This is a genomic window from Collimonas sp. OK242 (assembly GCF_900107095.1).
Taxonomy (GTDB): domain Bacteria; phylum Pseudomonadota; class Gammaproteobacteria; order Burkholderiales; family Burkholderiaceae_D; genus Collimonas.
The window spans coordinates 112103-130171 of the sequence record NZ_FNOR01000012.1 but is presented as its reverse complement, the minus strand read 5'-3'; the positions used below and the strand labels follow the sequence as shown (position 1 = coordinate 130171).

Sequence of the window (18069 nt, the reverse complement as noted above, 5' to 3'; positions counted from 1 at the left end):
GCTGCTTATTTGGCAAACGGGAACGGCATGAACCAAACCAGGAAACCCAGCACGCCGATAATCATCACGAATGCATAGTGATAGATGTATCCGGACTGCCAGAGACGGGTAATTTTCGAAAACCAGCTGACTGCCTTGGCGCTGCCGTTGACGATCAGGCCGTCGATCAGGCCACGGTCGCCGGCGTTCCACAAGCCGCGGCCCAACATGCGGGCACCACCGGCAAACACCACATCGTTGAACTTGTCCATATAGTATTTATTGTCGAGCAGCGTGAAGATCGGCAGAAACTTCTGCTTGAGCGCTGCCGGCAAACGCGGATTGACCATGTAGCAGTAATACGCCGACGCCACGCCGGCGATCGCCAGCCACAACGGCGCCGAGCTGAATGCATGCGCGATCATGGCGACCGGGCCATGGAAGTCATTGCGCAGTTCTTCCATTGCATGGTGCGCCTCGTTGACGAAAATCACGTCCTTGAAGAAACTGCCGAACAGCATAGGCTCGACCGCCAGGAAGCCGATGACGGCCGATGGAATCGCCAGCAGGATCAGCGGCAAGGTCACCACCCAAGGGGACTCATGCGGTTTTTCCCCCGCACTCAAGCCATGATGGCCCGGCTCTTCGTCGTCGTGTTCGTGGCCGTTATGCGCCAGGCCGAAACGCTCTTCGCCGTGGAACACCATGAAATACATACGGAACGAATAGAAGGCTGTGACAAATACGCTTGCCAGCACGGCAAAGTAGGCAAAACCGGAACCGAACAGCGTCGATGCGTGGGCCGCTTCGATGATGCTGTCCTTCGAATAGAAACCGGAGAAGAACGGCGTGCCGATCAATGCCAGCGAACCGACCAGCGAAGTGATCCAGGTGATCGGCATGTATTTACGCAGGCCGCCCATGTTGCGCATGTCTTGATCGTGATGCAGGCCGATGATGACCGAACCGGCGCCGAGGAACAGCAAGGCCTTGAAGAACGCATGCGTCATCAGATGGAATACCGCCACCGAGTATGCCGAAGCACCCAGGGCCACGGTCATGTAGCCGAGCTGGGACAAGGTCGAGTAAGCCACCACGCGTTTGATGTCAGTCTGGATAACGCCAAGGAAACCCATGAACAAGGCGGTAATCGAGCCGATGATCAGGATGAACGACAAGGCGGTGTCGGACAGCTCGAACAGCGGCGACATGCGGGTCACCATGAAGATGCCGGCGGTCACCATGGTGGCGGCGTGGATCAGTGCGGAAATCGGGGTCGGGCCTTCCATCGAATCCGGCAGCCAGACGTGCAACGGAAACTGCGCCGACTTGCCCATGGCGCCGATGAACAGGCAGATACAGGCCACGGTCAGCAACATCCAGTCGCTGCCAGGCAAGGTCAGTTGCGCCAGCATGCCCTTTTGCGCGAATACTTCGGTGTAGTTCATCGAGCCGGAATACGCCAGCAGCAAGCCGATGCCGAGAATGAAACCGAAGTCGCCGACCCGGTTGACCAGGAACGCTTTCATGTTGGCGAAAATCGCTGTCGGACGGGTGTACCAGAAACCGATCAGCAGATACGACACCAGGCCCACCGCTTCCCAGCCGAAGAACAGCTGCAGGAAGTTGTTGCTCATGACCAGCATCAGCATCGAGAACGTGAACAGGGAGATATAGGCGAAGAAACGGTTATAGCCCTCGTCGTCTTTCATGTAGCCGATGGTATAGATATGCACCATCAGCGAGACAAAGCTCACCACGCACATCATCATCGCGGTCAGGCTGTCGACCAGGAAGCCGATCTCCAGCTTGACGCCGCCCACCGTCATCCAGGTGTACAAGGTGCCGTTGAATGTGGCGCCGTCGATCACCTGCAGCAAGGTCTGCACGGAAATGATCAGGGCGATCAGCACGCCCAGGATCGTGACCGTGTGCGAGGTCTTGCGACCGACCAGGTTGCCGAAGAATTTGGTACCGAATAAGCCCGCGATCGCAGCGCCAGCCAGAGGCGCCAACGGTACGGCAAGAAGTAATTGTGGGTTAAGTTGCCCCGCCATGATGAACCTTATCTTTATTCGTTATTTGTCTGTGTATTCTTTATCTGCCCATCCCGCCAAACCTGAGTTCGCCGGAACAAACCGCTTAGCCCTTAAGGCTGTCCAGATCTTCCACGTTGATGGTGTCCAGGTTACGGAACAGCGCCACCAGGATTGCCAGGCCAATCGCCGCTTCGGCGGCTGCTACGGTAAGGATAAAGAAAACGAAAATCTGTCCGGCCGCATCACCCAGGTAATACGAAAACGCGATGAAGTTTATGTTCACCGCCAACAACATCAATTCGATTGCCATCAGCAATATGATGAGGTTCTTGCGGTTCAGGAAAATGCCGACGATGCCGATCGAGAACAGGATCGCGCCAAGGATCAGATAGTGAGCGAGCGAAAGTGCCATTATTGCGTCCTTGTTATTTTTGTGGTGCCGCTGGTGCCGGAGGGTTGGCAGCGGGGTTGACCGGACTTGCGGGCGCAACCGGGTCGACCTTGGCTTCCGATTTCATCTTCACGATGCGAACCCGGTCGCTGCTCTTGACCTTGACTGCGGCAGAAGGTGAAAAATACTTGGTGTCTTTGCGGCGGCGCAATGTCAGGGCGACAGCGGCGACGATCGCCACCAGCAGCACGACGGCGGCGATTTCAAAGGCGTACACGTATTCGGTGTAGATCAGCATGCCCAGCGCCTTGGTGCTGCCGATGTTGGCCGAGACCGCAGGAACGTCGGCATCGGAACCTTGGAAACCGTGGAATATGACGGCAGCCATTTCCAGCACGATGACCGTGCCGACTGTCGCCGCCAACGGGAAATACCCCCAGAATCCTTCTCGCATCTTGTCCAGATTAATATCCAGCATCATCACCACGAACAAGAACAGCACCATCACCGCGCCGACATACACCAGCACCAGCACGATGGACAGGAACTCCGCTTTCAACAGCATCCAGATAGCGGCCGCCGAGAAAAACGACAACACCAGGAACAGCGCGGAATGCACTGGATTACGTGCGGTAATTACGCGCAAGGCGGCGATCACCAGCACCACCGAAAACGCGTAGAACAAGAAGGTCTTAAATTCCATAATGGCCTATAAACAAATTGAGGGACAGACTTCAAGAGTCGCCAAGGTTAGCTGTGCGATGAATTACACGCTCCGTGCGACACTTCCCGTACAGCTCCGTCCCCAACTAATCAAACAGTTAACGGTATGCAGCATCCGCTGCGCGCGCCGCAGCAATTTCAGGTTCGTAACGATCACCCACCGCCAGCAGCATTTCCTTGGTGTAGTAGAGATCGCCACGTTTTTCGCCGTGATATTCCAGGATGTGGGTCTCGACGATCGAATCGACCGGGCAAGACTCTTCGCAGAAACCACAGAAAATGCACTTGGTCAGATCGATATCGTAGCGCGTGGTGCGGCGCGAACCGTCTGCACGCTGCTCGGACTCGATCGTGATCGCCATCGCCGGGCAAACCGCTTCACACAATTTGCAGGCGATGCAACGCTCTTCACCGTTCGGGTAGCGACGCAATGCATGCAAGCCGCGAAAACGTGGCGACTGCGGCGTCTTCTCTTCCGGGAACAGCACCGTAATCTTGCGTGCGAACAGGTAGCGGCCGGTCAGCCGCAGCCCTTTGAGCAACTCCAGCAGCATCAAACTGCCGAAAAAATCCTTGATGGCTTCCATTTACACTAAACCTTCCATTACTTCCAGATATTCCACGGACTTTGAATCCAGGCAGCGACGATCACCAGGTAGGCGAGAATCAAGGGGATAAATACTTTCCAGCCCAAACGCATGATCTGATCATAGCGATAGCGCGGGAACGAAGCGCGTACCCAGATGAACACCGACAGCAAGAAGAAGGTCTTCGCGCCGAGCCAGATCCAGCCTGGAATCCAGTCCAGCATCGCCAGCGGCGATGCCCAGCCACCCATGAACAACAGCGTTGCCAGGATCGAGATCAGGATCATGTTGGCGTATTCAGCCAGGAAGAACATCGCGAACGACATGCCCGAGTATTCGATCATGTGACCGGCGACGATTTCCGATTCGCCTTCCACCACGTCGAACGGGTGACGGTTGGTTTCGGCAATCCCCGAAATGAAGTAGATCAGGAACACCGGCAGCAAGGACAACCAGTTCCACGACAGCACGCCGACGCCGTGATCGTAGAAATAGCCCTTGCTTTGCGCCATCACGATATCGGTCAGATTCAGGCTGCCCGACACCATCAGCACGATGACCAGGGCGAAGCCCATCGAAATTTCGTAGGACACCATCTGCGCCGAAGCGCGCATCGCGCCGAGGAAGGCATACTTGGAGTTGGAAGCCCAGCCGGCAATGATCACGCCGTAGACTTCCATCGAAGTGATGGCCATCACGAACAGCAGGCCGGCGTTGACGTTGGCCAAAACGGTTTCCGGACCGAACGGCACCACCGCCCATGCAGCCAAAGCCGGCATGATGGTCATGATCGGTGCGATGAAGAACAATACCTTGTTGGCGCGCGCCGGCAAGGTGACTTCCTTCAACAGCAGCTTGAGGGCGTCGGCGATCGGTTGCAGCAAACCGGCCGGACCAACCCGGTTAGGGCCGAGGCGGATATGCATCCAGCCGATCAGCTTGCGTTCCCAGTAAGTCATGTAGGCCACGCACAACAGCAGCGGCACGACGACAACGATGATCTTGATCAGATTCCAGATCAGCGGCCAGAGGAAACCGAACCAGTCGGCGCCGGTGGCATTGATGGCGGCGATGAAATGATCCATCATGCTTTCTCCACTACGATAGAACCAAACATCGCACCCAAGGCTGCGGTCGAGGCATGCGAAGCGGCTACCCGCACCACATTTTCCGGCAGCGAAGGATCAATCGCCGCGGCCAGCGCAGCAGCGCCCTGCCCTTGTTTAAGATTAACGCGATCGCCGGCAGCGATGCCCAGCTTTGCCGCCAGCGCAGCCGACAACCATGCTTGCGGCGCCTGGCCGTCAACGGTTTCCTGCAACGATGCCGCGCGACGCACTACCGCATCGGCAAAATAGATAGGCACATCCGCTAAACGTTCCAGCCCGCCCTCGCCATTGGCGTTGGCAGCCCGTGCTGCAGCTTGCGGCGCCAGATCGCTGAAGTTGTTCAGACGTGCCGACAGGTTGGCTTCAGCAACTTCGCCGGTACCCAGCACTTCATCGCGAATCGCTTCGGAAGTGTCGTAGTCGAAACCAGGCAGGCCCAGCAGGTTACCCAATACGCGCAATACCTTCCAGGCCGGACGGGCATCGCCCATGGGCCGGACGGTGCCGTTGAAACTTTGGGCACGGCCTTCGCAATTGACGAAAGTACCCGAGGTTTCGGTAAATGGCGCAATCGGCAGCAATACGTCGGCGTATTCAGCGCCGTGCTGGTATGCGGACAAAGTCACGACCATCTCGGCCTGCTTCAGCGCCGCCACAGCGACTTGCGGGTCGAAGCTATCAAGCTCCGGCTCGGCGTTCAACAGCACATAAGCCTTGTGCGGCTGAGCGAAAATCTGTTGCGCGTTGCGGCCCTTGCCGGCTGCCGGCAAGGCATTCGCCCAATAACCGCCGACAGTATTGCCAGCCTCGGTCATGTAGCCGAACTTGGCGTCGGTCTGCTGTGCAATCCACTGCGCCACTGCGTGCAGTTGCGAAGCCTGTGGATGCTGTGCCGCGGCATTGCCGAGCAATACCGCTTTCGCAGCGCCGGACAACAGGCTGGCAGCGGTTTGCTTGGCTTCGGCCGAAGCTTCGACATTCTCGAAGCCGGCAGGCACTGCGATGCTCTTGGCCTGTGCCACAGCAACCGCCACCTGACCCAATAGCGACAACCAGGCCGACGGTGCAGCGATCATCTTGTTAGCGACCGGCATCAGCAGATCGTCGTCAGCCGCATGCAGGATGCTCAGCTTGGCGCCGCGCTTGACGCCCAGGCGCAGCCGCGCCGACAACAGCGGATGATCCTTGCGCAGGAACGAGCCGATGATGAAAGCGCGATCCAGCTGCGCGAATTCGTTGATCGACATGCCGAGCCACGGCATGACTTTGCCATCCAGGGCGAAATCGGATTGACGCAGGCGGAAATCGATGTTTTCCGAACCCAGGCCGCGCACCACTTTTTGCAGCAGCGACAATTCTTCCAGCGTCGAATACGGCGTACCGACAGCGGCAATGGCGTCAGCGCCATGCTCATGGCGAATGTTGCGCAAACCGTGCGCCACATATTCAAGCGCAGTTTGCCATTCGACTTCCTGCCATTTGCCGTCTTGCTTGAGCATCGGCTTGGTCAGGCGTTCGGCGCTGTTCAAGCCTTCATAGGCGAAGCGATCCTTGTCCGACAGCCAGCATTCATTGACGTCGTTGTTTTCCAGCGGCAGCACGCGCATCACCTTGCCGGATTTGACTTGCACCACCAGGTTGGCGCCCAGGCCATCATGCGGGCTGACCGATTTGCGGCGCGACAATTCCCAGGTCCGGGCGCTGTAACGGAATGGCTTGGATGTCAGTGCGCCGACCGGGCACAGATCGATCATGTTGCCGGACAGTTCGGAATTGACGGTCTTGCCGACGAAGGTAGTGATCTCGGAGTGTTCGCCGCGGCCAACCATGCCGAATTCCATCACGCCGGCGATTTCCTGGCCGAAGCGAACGCAGCGGGTGCATTGGATGCAACGGCTCATTTCCTGCATCGAGATCAGCGGACCGGCATCTTTCGGCGCCACGACCCGCTTCTCTTCTTCGTAGCGGGAAGACGATTTACCGTAACCGACCGCCAAATCCTGCAACTGGCATTCGCCGCCCTGATCGCAGATCGGGCAATCCAGCGGATGATTAATCAGCAGGAATTCCATCACGCTCTTTTGCGCAGTGGTCGCCTTTTCACTGCTGGTGCGCACGATCATGCCGGCAGTCACCGGAGTGGCGCAGGCAGGCAGGGCCTTCGGCGCTTTTTCCACCTCGACCAGGCACATGCGGCAGTTGGCCGCGATGGAGAGTTTTTTGTGATAGCAGAAATGTGGAATGTAAGTGCCAATCTTGTTGGCAGCATCCATTACCATGCTGCCCTCCTGGACTTCCACCTTCTTGCCGTCTATTTCGATTTCAACCATGGCTTTGCTTTTCTTGCCTATGTTTTGATTAGTTGAGGACTGAGTCGCACGGGTCGCGTAATTCACCATGCAACGGTGCCCCTTAAACCCTGTCCAGCTACTTTTCTTTGCTATTCAAGCGTCTTATCTAGTCAGTTGGGGACAGAGTAATTCGCCACGCTACGGTGGCTCTTAAACTCTGTCCCGCAATTATTGATAACTAGGCACCAAGCAATGCTTATGCTCGATGTGATATTCAAATTCTTCGCGATAATTCTTCAGGAAACCGCGCACCGGCATCGCTGCCGCATCGCCGAGCGCACAAATGGTGCGGCCCATGATGTTGCCCGCTACCGTATCCAGCAGATCCATGTCCTCCGGACGGCCATGCCCGGTTTCTATGCGATGCACCAGGCGATACAGCCAGCCGGTGCCTTCGCGGCAAGGCGTGCACTGGCCGCAGGATTCCTCAAAATAAAAGTAGGACAGGCGCAGCAGCGATTTCACCATGCAACGCGTTTCGTCCATCACGATCACTGCGCCGGAACCGAGCATCGAGCCGGCCTTGGCGATCGAATCGTAATCGAGATCGGTATCCATCATGACCTCGCCCCTGATCACCGGTGCGGACGAACCGCCAGGGATCACGGCCTTGATCTTTTTGCCGCCGCGCATGCCGCCTGCCAGTTCCATCAGCTTGGCGAACGGCGTACCCAGCGGCACTTCGTAATTGCCCGGCTTTTCGACGTCGCCCGAGATCGAGAAAATCTTGGTGCCGCCGTTGTTCGGCTTGCCCAGCGCTGCATAGGCTTCGCCGCCCATGTTGAGCAGGAACGGCACGGCTGCGAAGGTCTCGGTATTGTTGATCGTGGTCGGTTTGCCGTACAGGCCGAAACTGGCCGGGAACGGCGGTTTGAAGCGCGGCTGGCCCTTCTTGCCTTCGAGCGATTCCAGCAATGCAGTTTCTTCGCCGCAGATGTAAGCGCCGTAACCGTGGAATGCATGCAGCTGGAAGTTGAATTCGCTACCGAAGATCTTGTCGCCCAGCGCACCGGCGGCGCGCGCCTCTTCCAACGCTTCTTCAAAGCGCTCGTAGCCGGACCAGATTTCGCCGTGGATGTAGTTGTAGCCGACCGAGATACCCATGGCGTAAGCGCCGATGGCCATGCCTTCAATCAGCGAATGCGGATTGTAGCGGATGATGTCGCGGTCCTTGAACGTGCCAGGCTCGCCTTCGTCGGTATTGCAGACCAGGTATTTTTGCCCCGGGAACTGACGCGGCATGAAGCTCCACTTCAGGCCGGTCGGAAACCCTGCGCCGCCGCGGCCGCGCAGCGAGCCGGCTTTCAGCTCGGCGATGACTTGTTCCGGCGTGATGCCTTCGGAGAGGATGCGCTTGAGGGCGGTATAGCCGCCGCGCTTGACGTAATCGGCGTAGTGCCAGTTGTCGCCGTCCAGGTTAGCCAGGATCAGCGGGTTGATATGACGATTGTGCAAGCTGGTCATTTCGGGGTTACCTCATTGAGTTCCGCCAACAAGCCGTCAATCTTTTCGTTCGACATCCAGCTACACATGCGTTTGTTATTGACCAGCAGTACCGGCGCATCGCCGCAAGCGCCCATGCATTCGCCTTCAACCAGAGTGAACCGGCCGTCCGCGGTGGTTTCGCGGAAATCGATGCCGAGCTTGTGCTTCAGATGCTGCGCCGCCCGATCGCCGCCGGACAACTGGCATGGCAGATTGGTGCAGATGCTGATCTTGTGCTTGCCGACCGGCTTGGTGTTGTACATATTGTAAAAGGTCGCGACTTCCTGCACCGCGATAGCCGGCATGCCGAGGTAATCCGCGACATCCTGCATGGTTTCCGGCGCCAGCCAGCCTTTTTCATCTTGCGCGATCGCCAGAGCGGCCATCACCGCCGACTGTTTCTGGTCGGCGGGGAATTTCGCTACTTCGCGATCGATCTTTTTGTATGTATCTTGACTTAACAACATGTGTTGGCCATTCGTGCGCGGTGTTTTGCGCGAGTAGTTAATATTGACATGCGTGACATGCGTGACAACTGTGATTGCGAACTGCAAGTAACAACAGCGGACTTAACGGTCAATTTCACCGAACACGATATCTTGTGTACCGATGATGGTAACCGCATCGGCAATCATGTGGCCCTTGGCCATTTCGTTCAAACCCTGCAAATGCGGGAAACCGGGTGCACGGATTTTCAAGCGGTACGGCTTGTTGGCGCCATCCGACACGATATACACGCCGAATTCGCCCTTTGGATGTTCCACTGCAGCGTAAGCTTCGCCCGGCGGCACGTGGAATCCTTCAGTAAAGAGCTTGAAGTGATGGATCAGCTCTTCCATGTTGGATTTCATGTCGACCCGCGACGATGGCGCAACCTTGTGGTTGCTTGTCATCACAGGACCGCCGTTGTTGCGCAGCCATTCTACGCATTGCTTGATAATCCGGTTGGACTGGCGCATTTCTTCAACCCGCACCAGGTAACGATCATAGCAATCGCCGTTCTTGCCGACCGGGATGTCGAAGTCGAGCAAGTCATACACTTCGTACGGCTGCTTCTTGCGCAAATCCCATTCGACGCCGGAACCGCGCAGCATCGCGCCGGTAAAGCCCATCGCCTTGGCGCGCTCTGGCGACACCACGCCGATGCCGACCAGACGCTGCTTCCAGATCCGGTTATCGGTCAGCAAAGTCTCGTACTCGTCCACATATTTCGGGAAGCGCACGGTGAAATCTTCGATGAAATCGAGCAAGGAACCCTGGCGATTTTCATTCAGCGCATTGATGGCCTTTGCATTGCGCACCAGCGACGCCTTGTGCTGCGGCATGGTATCCGGCAGATCGCGGTACACGCCGCCCGGACGATAATAAGCAGCATGCATGCGAGCGCCGGAAACGGCTTCGTAGCAATCCATCAGATCTTCACGTTCGCGGAATGCGTACAGCAGCACCGCCATCGCACCCACGTCCAGCGCATGCGCGCCGATCCACATCAGGTGATTCAGCAGACGCGTGATTTCGTCGAACATGACGCGGATGTACTGTGCCCGCAGCGGCACTTCCAGGCCCAGCAAGCGTTCGATTGCCATCACGTAGCCATGCTCATTACACATCATCGACACGTAGTCGAGGCGATCCATGTAAGGCACTGACTGCAGATAGGTTTTTTGTTCCGCCAATTTTTCGGTGCCGCGATGCAGCAAGCCGATATGCGGGTCGGCACGCTGGATCACTTCGCCATCCAACTCCAGCACCAGACGCAAAACACCATGCGCGGCCGGATGTTGCGGACCGAAGTTCAGCGTGTAATTCTTAATTTCTGCCATTATTTGATCCCGTAATGTTCTTCACGAATCACCCGCGGCGTAATCTCGCGCGGATCAATCGTTACGGGTTGATAAATTACGCGTTTTTGCTCAGCGTCGTAGCGCATCTCGACATAGCCCGACACCGGGAAATCCTTGCGGAACGGATGGCCGATAAAGCCGTAGTCGGTGAGGATGCGGCGCAAGTCGTTGTGACCTTCGAACAGGATGCCGAAAAAATCGAAAGCCTCGCGCTCATACCAGTTGGCCGAGGCCCAGATATCGGTCAGCGAGGCCAGCATCGGCATTTCGTCGTCCGGAGCAAACACGCGGACGCGCAGGCGCCAGTTGTGCTCGATCGACAGCAAGTGGGAAACCGCCGCAAAACGGGCGCCCTCCCAGATACCGTCGCCATAGGTCGAATAGTCGACGCCGCAGAGGTCGATCAACTCTTCAAAACGGGTATCGGCGTGATCGCGCAGGACGCGCATCGCTGACAGGTAATTCGACGCCTTGACCACGATCGTGATCTCGCCAAAGGCCACAGTCAGACTTTGAAGGTCGTCGCCAAGCGCATTGCGCACGGCGGCTTCCAGGGTTTCCAGTTTGGTCGTCATGGTGTTCTCTTAGCGCGCAATCGTGTTGGTGCGGCGAATCTTGTTTTGCAGCTGGATAATGCCGTACAACAGCGCTTCCGCAGTCGGCGGGCAACCGGGAACATAAATATCGACCGGCACGATGCGGTCGCAACCGCGCACCACCGAATACGAATAGTGATAGTAGCCGCCGCCATTGGCGCAGGAGCCCATGGAAATCACCCAGCGCGGCTCCGGCATCTGGTCGTACACCTTGCGCAAGGCAGGCGCCATCTTGTTGCACAGCGTACCTGCCACGATCATCACGTCAGACTGGCGCGGCGACGGCCGGAAGATTACGCCAAAACGGTCCATGTCGTAGCGCGAGGCGCCGGCATGCATCATTTCTACGGCACAGCAGGCCAGACCAAACGTCATCGGCCACAAAGAGCCGGTGCGGGTCCAGTTGATCAATTTGTCAGCCGTAGTGGTGACAAAGCCCTCGTTCAATACACCTTCAATAGACATGGCTTACTCCCAATCCAGAGCGCCGCGTTTCCAGATATACCAGAAGCCCACCACGAATTCAGCGATAAACACCATCATCGTGATAAAGCCCTGCCAACCGAGGTCGCGCATGGCAACCCCCCACGGGAAGAAAAAAGCGGTTTCCAGATCGAACAAAATGAACAAAATGGCGACAAGGTAATAACGCACATCGAATTTCATGCGCGCATCTTCGAATGCTTCAAAACCGCATTCGTATGGAGAAGTTTTTTGGGAGTCGGGCCGATGCGGCCCAAGTACACGACCAAGCACTTGCGGGGCGATGCCAACCGCGATACCGATCAGAATAAACAGCAGGACGGGAAAATAATTTTCGAGGTTCACGATTTTACGCCAGTAGTTTGGTTTGAACGATTAGCAGAATGATTTGCCGGTTCGAATTCTCAAACCTGACGCCCCCAATCCGGCAAACCAGACCACAAGTTCCTCGACAAAAAGCCAGCGCAGGGGCAACCGTTGCTGGCCTCATATTCTTTGGTGCCGACGGCGAGACTCGAACTCGCACAGCTTTCGCCACTACCCCCTCAAGATAGCGTGTCTACCAATTTCACCACGTCGGCATAAGCGCGTATTTTAACCTGATTTGATACTTTTGTTCAATGCACAATCGAGTTAAAAGTCAGCATTTTCACTCTATAACACTACTTATTTAGGAATTTGATTCGACTGCGCGCTACCGGTCGATGGCGCAGGCGCGGAAGCAGCCGCACTAGCCGATCCGGAAGCAGCTGCAGGGGCCGCAACAGGCTCCGCCGATGTCGCCGGAATGGCTGCCGCAGGCGCAGCAGCCGCCGGCAAATTCTCCATCACGCCGCCGGTCACCGCCGAACGATGATTCCCCAGGTACACCAACGCCAAAGTCGCGATGAAGAAAATCGCCGCCGCCAGGCCGGTCGACTTCGACAGGAAATTCGAAGAACCGGTAGCGCCGAACAGACTACCCGAGGCGCCGGAACCGAAAGCCGCACCCATATCGGCGCCCTTGCCATGCTGCAGCAGCACGAGGCCGATAATCGTCAACGCCGACAACACCTGAACGATGACAATGATGTTAAATACTGTGTTCATTTAATGATTTCCAATGAGAGTTGATTCTTGGTGATTCTTTATGATTCTTTGTTTTTACTGAATTTCTAAATCCGCACTACCGGGCTGCAGCAACGATCGCCAGAAAATCAAGCGCCTTCAACGCCGCGCCGCCGATCAAACCGCCGTCTATATCCGGCATGGCCAGCAATTCGGCGGCGTTGTCGGGCTTCATGCTACCGCCATGCAAAATCTTTACCTCGGCTGCAGCCGCAGGATTTTTTTCAGCCAGCTTGGCGCGCAAGGCCAGGTGCACATCTTGCGCCATTTGCGGGGTCGCCGTCTTGCCGGTCCCGATTGCCCACACCGGTTCGTAGGCCACCACAATCCTGGCCAGATCAGCCGCATCCAGCACATCCAGCACCGCTGCCAGCTGCCGCCCTACTACCGCGTCGGTCTGGCCGGCTTCGCGCTCAGCCAGGGTTTCACCGACGCATACGATAGGCGTAACGCCGGCCTGCAAGGCGCGCACTGCTTTCTGCGCCACCAGCGCATCGCTTTCGGCATGATAAGCGCGCCGCTCGGAATGGCCGACGATAGCGTACTGGCAAGCAAAATCCTGCAACATGCTGACTGCGATTTCACCGGTATAAGCACCTGCGGCGTGCGCGGAAACGTCTTGCGCACCCCAGGCAATTGCCGATCCGGCAAGCTCAGCCTGGCATTGCGCGAAATAAGGGGCCGGTACGCATAAGGCGATATCGCAAGCCGGCGCTGTCAGGCCAGCCTTGATTTCCGCCATCAATGCAGCATTGGCAACCAGACTGCCATTCATCTTCCAGTTACCCGCTACCAGTTTACGACGCATATTTACCAAGGCCTAGGTTTTCAATAACCCGGCATTCTAACGCGTCGAGGGGAAAGCGGTCAAACCGGCAAGAAATAGTTACCAAGCAGTTATCAAACCAATTGGCGGCCGACTTTACAATCGAACCGCGGGCCGAGCGCATGGGTTTAGCACCAGGCAACTCAGGAAAATGCTTTCGCAGCGGCAATACTGTTCGCAAAAAGCGCCATATCGACATTGCCGCCACTCACTATTACGCCGACTTTTGCTCCCGCAAACGCCAATGCCCGGTGCATCACCGCGGCGGCAGCCAGGCAGCCGGCCGGTTCGACCACGATCTTCATGCGCTCGGCAAAAAACCGCATTTGCGTGCGCAGTTGATCGTCACTCACGGTAACGATGTCCTTTACATATGCCTGCAGGATAGGCAACACCAGCTTGCCGACATGCTGCGTTTGGGCGCCATCGGCAATCGTGTCCGGCACCGGGATATGCACGATATTGCCGCTTCGCAATGATTGCTGCACATCGTTTCCCGCTTCCGGCTCGACGCCGATCACGATGCAGTCGGGAGACAAATGCGCCGCGGCAATGGCGCAACCGGACAGCAAGCCGCCGCCGCCAGTGCACACGAACAAATAATCGAGCGGGCCGACAGCATCGAACAATTCTTTCGCTGCCGTGCCCTGGCCGGCAATCACGTCGGGATGATCATAGGCCGGAATCACGGCGCAGCCGCGCTCAGCGGACAGACGGGCGGCAATCACTTCCCGGTCTTCACGCTCGCGATCGTACAGAATGATCTCGGCGCCGTATTCGCGTGTCGCCGCCAGCTTCATTGCCGGCGCATTGCTCGGCATGACAATGGTCGCATGCACGCCAAGCATGCGCGCCGCCAGCGCCATCCCTTGTGCGTGGTTGCCGGACGAAAATGCCACTACGCCGCGCTGCTTTTGTTCTTCGCTGAGGCAGCTGATGGCGTTATATGCGCCTCGAAACTTGAATGCCCCTACCCGCTGAAAATTTTCGCATTTGAAGAAAACGCTGGCATCCGCTTGCCGGTCAGCCTGGCCGGAAGTCAGTACCGGCGTCTGGCGCGCCACGCCCGCAAGCCGTTTAGCGGCAGCGACGATGTCTTGATACGTGACAGCAAGCCCAGCGGCTGCAACAGGTCCGGCATGGTTGGCAGCAGTCATTTTTAATCCTTTGTATTAATTAAACATCGCCAGCGCAGCAAACGCTTCGAATCCCCGAGCGCTATTCCGCCAGGCGCCGCCGAAACATCCAGTGGCCGTTATCCGAATCCTGCGGAATATATTGATAGCCGCCCAGATCGAATGCCTTGAGTTTTTCCGCATCGGTGATCTTGTTCAATGCCGCATAGCGCGCCATCATGCCGCGCGCCCGCTTGGCATAGAATGAAATGATCTTGTATTTGCCGTTTTTCCAATCCTCGAAAACCGGTGTGACGATACTGGCGTCAAGCACTTGCGGCCGGACCACCTTGAAATATTCCTCAGATGCCAGATTCACCAGCGTGTCGGCTTTTTGCTGGCTTAATTGCTGGTTCAAAGCCTGGGTCACCGTATCGCCCCAGAAAGCATAGAGATTCTTGCCGCGCGGGTTGGCCAGGCCGGTGCCCATTTCCAGCCGATACGGCTGCATCCGGTCCAGCGGCCGTAATACGCCATACAAGCCTGACAGGATCCTGATGCGGCTCTGCGCATAGTTCAACTGTGCAGCGCTCAAAGAGGCGGCATCCAGGCCTTCGTAGACATCGCCGTTGAAGGCCATGATCGCTTGCTTGGAATTGCTGCTGGTGAATTTCTTCGACCACGACGCAAAACGCGCCGTGTTCAGCTGCGCCAGCGGATCGGAGATCTTCATCATGCTGCCGATCTCGGCTGGCGACAGCTGTTTCAAGACGCTGATCAACTCTGCTGAATGGTCGATGAAATCCGGGGTGGTGTGCGTTTCGGTAGTGCTGGGAGTGCTGTAATCAAGGGATTTTGCGGGCGACAAGACAATCAGCATGTGACATCCAAATAAGCAGAAGAATGTCCGCAATGATACCGAAACAAACATTTCGGCGCTGGCGCTGCCGCCATCGCCGACTGCTATCGACATTCAGTCGAAAACACCTTGCGACAGATCTCGTTCGAATTCAGCAACCCAGATCGAACCGTCGCCGGTCGGATATTGTTGTTTACGGCCAGTGGATTTCCTGCTTACCGTGACAAAGCCGGTGAGCGCGAATATCTCATCGGTTTTGGGATCCGTCGTATCCACTTCATGCAATTCAAAATCGTCGGCAGCCAGATTCTGCGCCGACAAGACCGCATGGAAATCATGCTTTTCATCCGGTTCGATGAGCTTCATGTGCGCCTCCCGAAGTGACAACAAGTGACATCGCGAGTTCTTACCATAGCACGCTAATGCCTGCGCCGCTGTTCGCCCGGGCCGGCGGCATTAAAATTGACTGGCGAACAATTTCGTCTCTGAACCGTCATCCTTCAGCTGCAGCATTTTTTCAAACCTCAGGCCTATTTTTTCCAGCACTTTGATCGATTGATGATTGTCCGGCGCGGTAATGGCGACTATCCGCTGCAGGCCGCAAGTACGATTGCCATACTCCAGTACTGCCGACGCAGCCTCAAAGGCGTAGCCCTTGCCCCAGAACTCCGGCAGAAAAGCGTAGCCGATATCGACATCCGGCAAAGTCTCTCTTTTGATCAGGCCGCATATGCCTATCGGCTGCGCGCCGTCTTTCAATTCCGTCATATAGAAACTGAATCCATAGCGCTCCTGTGCCGCTATCGGTCCGCTCAGGAGCGCCGCGCGCGCCGCTTCAAGGGTTCTGATGCCGCGGTCGCCGATGAACCGCAGCCATGAAGGCTGGTTCACCAGACGCAGATAAAATTCAGCATCGTCCTCGTGCAAGGTACGCAAAATCAAACGCTCTGTGTCAAGAACTTTCATGGGCTTCATTTTTCCTTGGAGTGGGAATTTACCTGTAGCATGGGAGCATAAGCACCAGGACGATAATTGTCTAGCGAACTTGAGTTTGCGCTGATTCTGAAATGATACGATGCCAAAAATTATCCTGATTCCGATCCCGAACCTGGATTTCGATCCTAGCGAAGTGGCGGTCTCCTGGCGCATTTTGACTTCACGTGGACACAAGGTGCTGTTCGCCACGCCCGACGGCAAAACCGCCGCGGCCGATCCGCTGATGCTGTCCGGCGAAGGCCTGGATGCCTGGGGCTGGATACCGCTGCTCAGGAAAATCAAATTGCTGGGGCTGATGCTGCGCGCCAATACCTCGGCCCGCGCCGACTATGCGGCGCTTGAAGCCGACCGCGCATTCCAGGCGCCGCTGGCTTATGCCGGGCTTGATGTCGCCGACTATGACGGCTTGCTGCTGCCCGGCGGCCACTGTGCGCGCGGCATGCTGGCTTACCTGGAAAGCCAGCCGCTGCAGCATTTCACCGGCGCATTCTTCGACAGCGGCAAACCGGTGGCCGCCATCTGCCACGGCGTCGTCCTGGCCGCCCGCAGCCGCTCGCCGCGCAGCGGCAAATCTGTTCTGCATGGCCGCATAAGCACAGCACTGACCTGGAAGCTGGAACGTAGCGCCTGGACCCTGATGAAGTTCTGCGGCCGTTTCTGGAATCCTGCCTACTACCGCACCTATGGCGAACAAGACGGCGAAGCAGCCGGCTATCGCAGCGTACAGGCCGAAGTGACGCGCGCCCTGGCGCAACCCGGCGATTTCATCGATGCCGAACCCGGCGCGCCGGATTACTTTCGCAAAAGCAGCGGCTTGTTCCGCGACACCGACCGCGACCTTCGCCCCGCTTTCGTAGTGCAAGACGGCAATTACGTCTCGGCCCGCTGGCCTGGCGACGTGCATCACTTCGCCGCCACTTTCTCGCGCCTGCTGGAAGATGGCTTGACGAACTGGCAGCCGAGGTAAAATGCGCGCTACCGATTGATGGAAACCCGCATGAATTCAGACATACCCGCAGACACAACCGCTGATCTACCCGCAGCCCCCAACAGTCGCCCAGACAAACCACGCATCGTGATCGACACCAATGTCTGCCTCGATCTCTTTGTCTTCCGCGATCCGCGCTGGGCCGGCTTGATGGCGGCATTGCAAAGCGGCGCAGTCGAAGCCGTCACCCGGGCCGACTGCCGCCAGGAATGGCAAACGGTGTTGCATTATTCGCATCTGCCCATCACCGATGACACCCGGCCCGCCTTCAATGCCGAATTTGACGCCTTGATCACCTGCCTGGCAGCCGAAGCGCTGACACCGCGTACCGACATCCGCCTGCCCATCTGCACGGACAGGGACGACCAGAAATTCCTCGAACTGGCGCTGGGCGCTCACGCTACGACCTTGATCACCAAGGACAAAGCCTTGCTCAAACTGGCGCGCAAGACGGCCAAGATAGGCCTGTTCGCCATCATTCCGCCGCAGGCATGGGGCTCGCCGGCCGCGGCCGGCTCTTAGCTCGCGGGAAGCCCACAGGAATTCGCAACGCGCTGTGCAGTCCCGGACAAAACGCTAAAATGCCAGATT

20 protein-coding genes and 1 tRNA gene are annotated in these 18069 nt (G+C 57.2%); 2 read left to right on the top strand and 19 right to left on the bottom strand.

Annotated features, from left to right (window positions below):
• Positions 1 to 5 precede the first annotated feature (5 nt).
• The 19 genes from nuoL to BLV81_RS14835 all read right to left on the bottom strand — a co-directional run bounded on the left by nuoL (position 6) and on the right by BLV81_RS14835 (position 16460).
• On the bottom strand, positions 6 to 2036 hold the full coding sequence (nuoL, locus tag BLV81_RS14925) for an NADH-quinone oxidoreductase subunit L (protein ID WP_092357613.1): 2031 nt from the start codon (positions 2034 to 2036) through the stop codon (positions 6 to 8).
• 85 nt (positions 2037 to 2121) lie between these two features.
• Positions 2122 to 2430 (bottom strand): NADH-quinone oxidoreductase subunit NuoK, encoded by a 309-nt coding sequence (gene nuoK, locus BLV81_RS14920; RefSeq protein ID WP_092357611.1) that lies wholly within the window; start codon positions 2428 to 2430, stop codon positions 2122 to 2124.
• Between the two features lie 13 nt (positions 2431 to 2443).
• Positions 2444 to 3112, bottom strand: coding sequence for an NADH-quinone oxidoreductase subunit J (locus BLV81_RS14915; protein WP_092357609.1), 669 nt, complete (start codon positions 3110 to 3112; stop codon positions 2444 to 2446).
• A 118-nt stretch (positions 3113 to 3230) separates the two neighbouring features.
• Positions 3231 to 3719, bottom strand: coding sequence for an NADH-quinone oxidoreductase subunit NuoI (gene nuoI, locus BLV81_RS14910; protein WP_014005585.1), 489 nt, complete (start codon positions 3717 to 3719; stop codon positions 3231 to 3233).
• Positions 3720 to 3736: 17 nt separating this feature from the next.
• Positions 3737 to 4804, bottom strand: a complete 1068-nt coding sequence (gene nuoH, locus BLV81_RS14905; protein WP_092357728.1) for an NADH-quinone oxidoreductase subunit NuoH — start codon at positions 4802 to 4804, stop codon at positions 3737 to 3739.
• Entirely contained in the window at positions 4804 to 7158 is a 2355-nt protein-coding gene (nuoG, locus tag BLV81_RS14900; RefSeq protein ID WP_092357726.1) for an NADH-quinone oxidoreductase subunit NuoG, read from the bottom strand. Before nuoG ends, nuoH begins: the two co-directional genes overlap by 1 nt.
• Before the next feature lie 189 nt (positions 7159 to 7347).
• Positions 7348 to 8643, bottom strand: a complete 1296-nt coding sequence (nuoF, locus tag BLV81_RS14895; protein WP_092357607.1) for an NADH-quinone oxidoreductase subunit NuoF — start codon at positions 8641 to 8643, stop codon at positions 7348 to 7350.
• Positions 8640 to 9131 (bottom strand): NADH-quinone oxidoreductase subunit NuoE, encoded by a 492-nt coding sequence (nuoE, locus tag BLV81_RS14890; protein ID WP_092357724.1) that lies wholly within the window; start codon positions 9129 to 9131, stop codon positions 8640 to 8642. Before nuoE ends, nuoF begins: the two co-directional genes overlap by 4 nt.
• 102 nt (positions 9132 to 9233) lie before the next feature.
• Positions 9234 to 10487: an NADH-quinone oxidoreductase subunit D gene (locus BLV81_RS14885; RefSeq protein WP_092357605.1), complete on the bottom strand. Its 1254-nt coding sequence runs from the start codon at positions 10485 to 10487 to the stop codon at positions 9234 to 9236.
• Positions 10487 to 11083, bottom strand: coding sequence for an NADH-quinone oxidoreductase subunit C (locus BLV81_RS14880; RefSeq protein ID WP_092357603.1), 597 nt, complete (start codon positions 11081 to 11083; stop codon positions 10487 to 10489). The genes BLV81_RS14885 and BLV81_RS14880 overlap by 1 nt, the downstream gene beginning before the upstream one ends.
• Before the next feature lie 9 nt (positions 11084 to 11092).
• Positions 11093 to 11569: a NuoB/complex I 20 kDa subunit family protein gene (locus BLV81_RS14875; protein ID WP_014005578.1), complete on the bottom strand. Its 477-nt coding sequence runs from the start codon at positions 11567 to 11569 to the stop codon at positions 11093 to 11095.
• Positions 11570 to 11572: 3 nt separating this feature from the next.
• The gene (locus BLV81_RS14870) at positions 11573 to 11932 is read right to left on the bottom strand and encodes an NADH-quinone oxidoreductase subunit A (protein ID WP_092357601.1); all 360 of its coding nucleotides are present in this window, start codon (positions 11930 to 11932) and stop codon (positions 11573 to 11575) included.
• Positions 11933 to 12083: 151 nt separating this feature from the next.
• Positions 12084 to 12168, bottom strand: a tRNA-Leu gene (locus BLV81_RS14865).
• A gap of 85 nt (positions 12169 to 12253) precedes the next feature.
• The gene (secG, locus tag BLV81_RS14860; RefSeq protein WP_092357599.1) at positions 12254 to 12676 is read right to left on the bottom strand and encodes a preprotein translocase subunit SecG; all 423 of its coding nucleotides are present in this window, start codon (positions 12674 to 12676) and stop codon (positions 12254 to 12256) included.
• 76 nt (positions 12677 to 12752) lie between these two features.
• Positions 12753 to 13502 carry a triose-phosphate isomerase gene (gene tpiA, locus BLV81_RS14855; protein WP_092357597.1) on the bottom strand — a complete coding sequence of 250 codons (750 nt, stop codon included), beginning with the start codon at positions 13500 to 13502 and terminating at the stop codon, positions 12753 to 12755.
• A 161-nt stretch (positions 13503 to 13663) separates the two neighbouring features.
• Positions 13664 to 14677 (bottom strand): threo-3-hydroxy-L-aspartate ammonia-lyase, encoded by a 1014-nt coding sequence (locus tag BLV81_RS14850; protein WP_092357595.1) that lies wholly within the window; start codon positions 14675 to 14677, stop codon positions 13664 to 13666.
• 61 nt (positions 14678 to 14738) lie between these two features.
• Entirely contained in the window at positions 14739 to 15515 is a 777-nt protein-coding gene (yaaA, locus tag BLV81_RS14845; RefSeq protein ID WP_092357722.1) for a peroxide stress protein YaaA, read from the bottom strand.
• A 93-nt stretch (positions 15516 to 15608) separates the two neighbouring features.
• Positions 15609 to 15860, bottom strand: a complete 252-nt coding sequence (locus tag BLV81_RS14840) for a transcriptional regulator (protein ID WP_092357593.1) — start codon at positions 15858 to 15860, stop codon at positions 15609 to 15611.
• A 90-nt stretch (positions 15861 to 15950) separates the two neighbouring features.
• Complete coding sequence (locus BLV81_RS14835; protein WP_092357591.1) at positions 15951 to 16460, bottom strand: GNAT family N-acetyltransferase; 510 nt, start codon at positions 16458 to 16460, stop codon at positions 15951 to 15953.
• 109 nt (positions 16461 to 16569) lie between these two features.
• On the opposite strand from BLV81_RS14835, the gene BLV81_RS14830 reads away from it, so the two are divergent.
• Both BLV81_RS14830 and BLV81_RS14825 read left to right on the top strand, forming a co-directional pair.
• Positions 16570 to 17457 carry a type 1 glutamine amidotransferase domain-containing protein gene (locus tag BLV81_RS14830; protein ID WP_092357589.1) on the top strand — a complete coding sequence of 296 codons (888 nt, stop codon included), beginning with the start codon at positions 16570 to 16572 and terminating at the stop codon, positions 17455 to 17457.
• Positions 17458 to 17487: 30 nt separating this feature from the next.
• Positions 17488 to 18000, top strand: coding sequence for a putative toxin-antitoxin system toxin component, PIN family (locus BLV81_RS14825; RefSeq protein ID WP_092357587.1), 513 nt, complete (start codon positions 17488 to 17490; stop codon positions 17998 to 18000).
• Positions 18001 to 18069: the final 69 nt, after the last annotated feature.

Bases quoted from the DNA above. Each gene is read 5' to 3' on its own strand.
- nuoL (WP_092357613.1), bottom strand. From the start codon at position 2,036: ATGGCGGGGCAACTTAACCCACAATTACTTCTTGCCGTACCGTTGGCG.
- nuoK (WP_092357611.1), bottom strand. From the start codon at position 2,430: ATGGCACTTTCGCTCGCTCACTATCTGATCCTTGGCGCGATCCTGTTC.
- BLV81_RS14915 (WP_092357609.1), bottom strand. From the start codon at position 3,112: ATGGAATTTAAGACCTTCTTGTTCTACGCGTTTTCGGTGGTGCTGGTG.
- nuoI (WP_014005585.1), bottom strand. From the start codon at position 3,719: ATGGAAGCCATCAAGGATTTTTTCGGCAGTTTGATGCTGCTGGAGTTG.
- nuoH (WP_092357728.1), bottom strand. From the start codon at position 4,804: ATGGATCATTTCATCGCCGCCATCAATGCCACCGGCGCCGACTGGTTC.
- nuoG (WP_092357726.1), bottom strand. From the start codon at position 7,158: ATGGTTGAAATCGAAATAGACGGCAAGAAGGTGGAAGTCCAGGAGGGC.
- nuoF (WP_092357607.1), bottom strand. From the start codon at position 8,643: ATGACCAGCTTGCACAATCGTCATATCAACCCGCTGATCCTGGCTAAC.
- nuoE (WP_092357724.1), bottom strand. From the start codon at position 9,131: ATGTTGTTAAGTCAAGATACATACAAAAAGATCGATCGCGAAGTAGCG.
- BLV81_RS14885 (WP_092357605.1), bottom strand. From the start codon at position 10,487: ATGGCAGAAATTAAGAATTACACGCTGAACTTCGGTCCGCAACATCCG.
- BLV81_RS14880 (WP_092357603.1), bottom strand. From the start codon at position 11,083: ATGACGACCAAACTGGAAACCCTGGAAGCCGCCGTGCGCAATGCGCTT.
- BLV81_RS14875 (WP_014005578.1), bottom strand. From the start codon at position 11,569: ATGTCTATTGAAGGTGTATTGAACGAGGGCTTTGTCACCACTACGGCT.
- secG (WP_092357599.1), bottom strand. From the start codon at position 12,676: ATGAACACAGTATTTAACATCATTGTCATCGTTCAGGTGTTGTCGGCG.
- tpiA (WP_092357597.1), bottom strand. From the start codon at position 13,502: ATGCGTCGTAAACTGGTAGCGGGTAACTGGAAGATGAATGGCAGTCTG.
- BLV81_RS14850 (WP_092357595.1), bottom strand. From the start codon at position 14,677: ATGACTGCTGCCAACCATGCCGGACCTGTTGCAGCCGCTGGGCTTGCT.
- yaaA (WP_092357722.1), bottom strand. From the start codon at position 15,515: ATGCTGATTGTCTTGTCGCCCGCAAAATCCCTTGATTACAGCACTCCC.
- BLV81_RS14840 (WP_092357593.1), bottom strand. From the start codon at position 15,860: ATGAAGCTCATCGAACCGGATGAAAAGCATGATTTCCATGCGGTCTTG.
- BLV81_RS14835 (WP_092357591.1), bottom strand. From the start codon at position 16,460: ATGAAAGTTCTTGACACAGAGCGTTTGATTTTGCGTACCTTGCACGAG.
- BLV81_RS14830 (WP_092357589.1), top strand. From the start codon at position 16,570: ATGCCAAAAATTATCCTGATTCCGATCCCGAACCTGGATTTCGATCCT.
- BLV81_RS14825 (WP_092357587.1), top strand. From the start codon at position 17,488: ATGAATTCAGACATACCCGCAGACACAACCGCTGATCTACCCGCAGCC.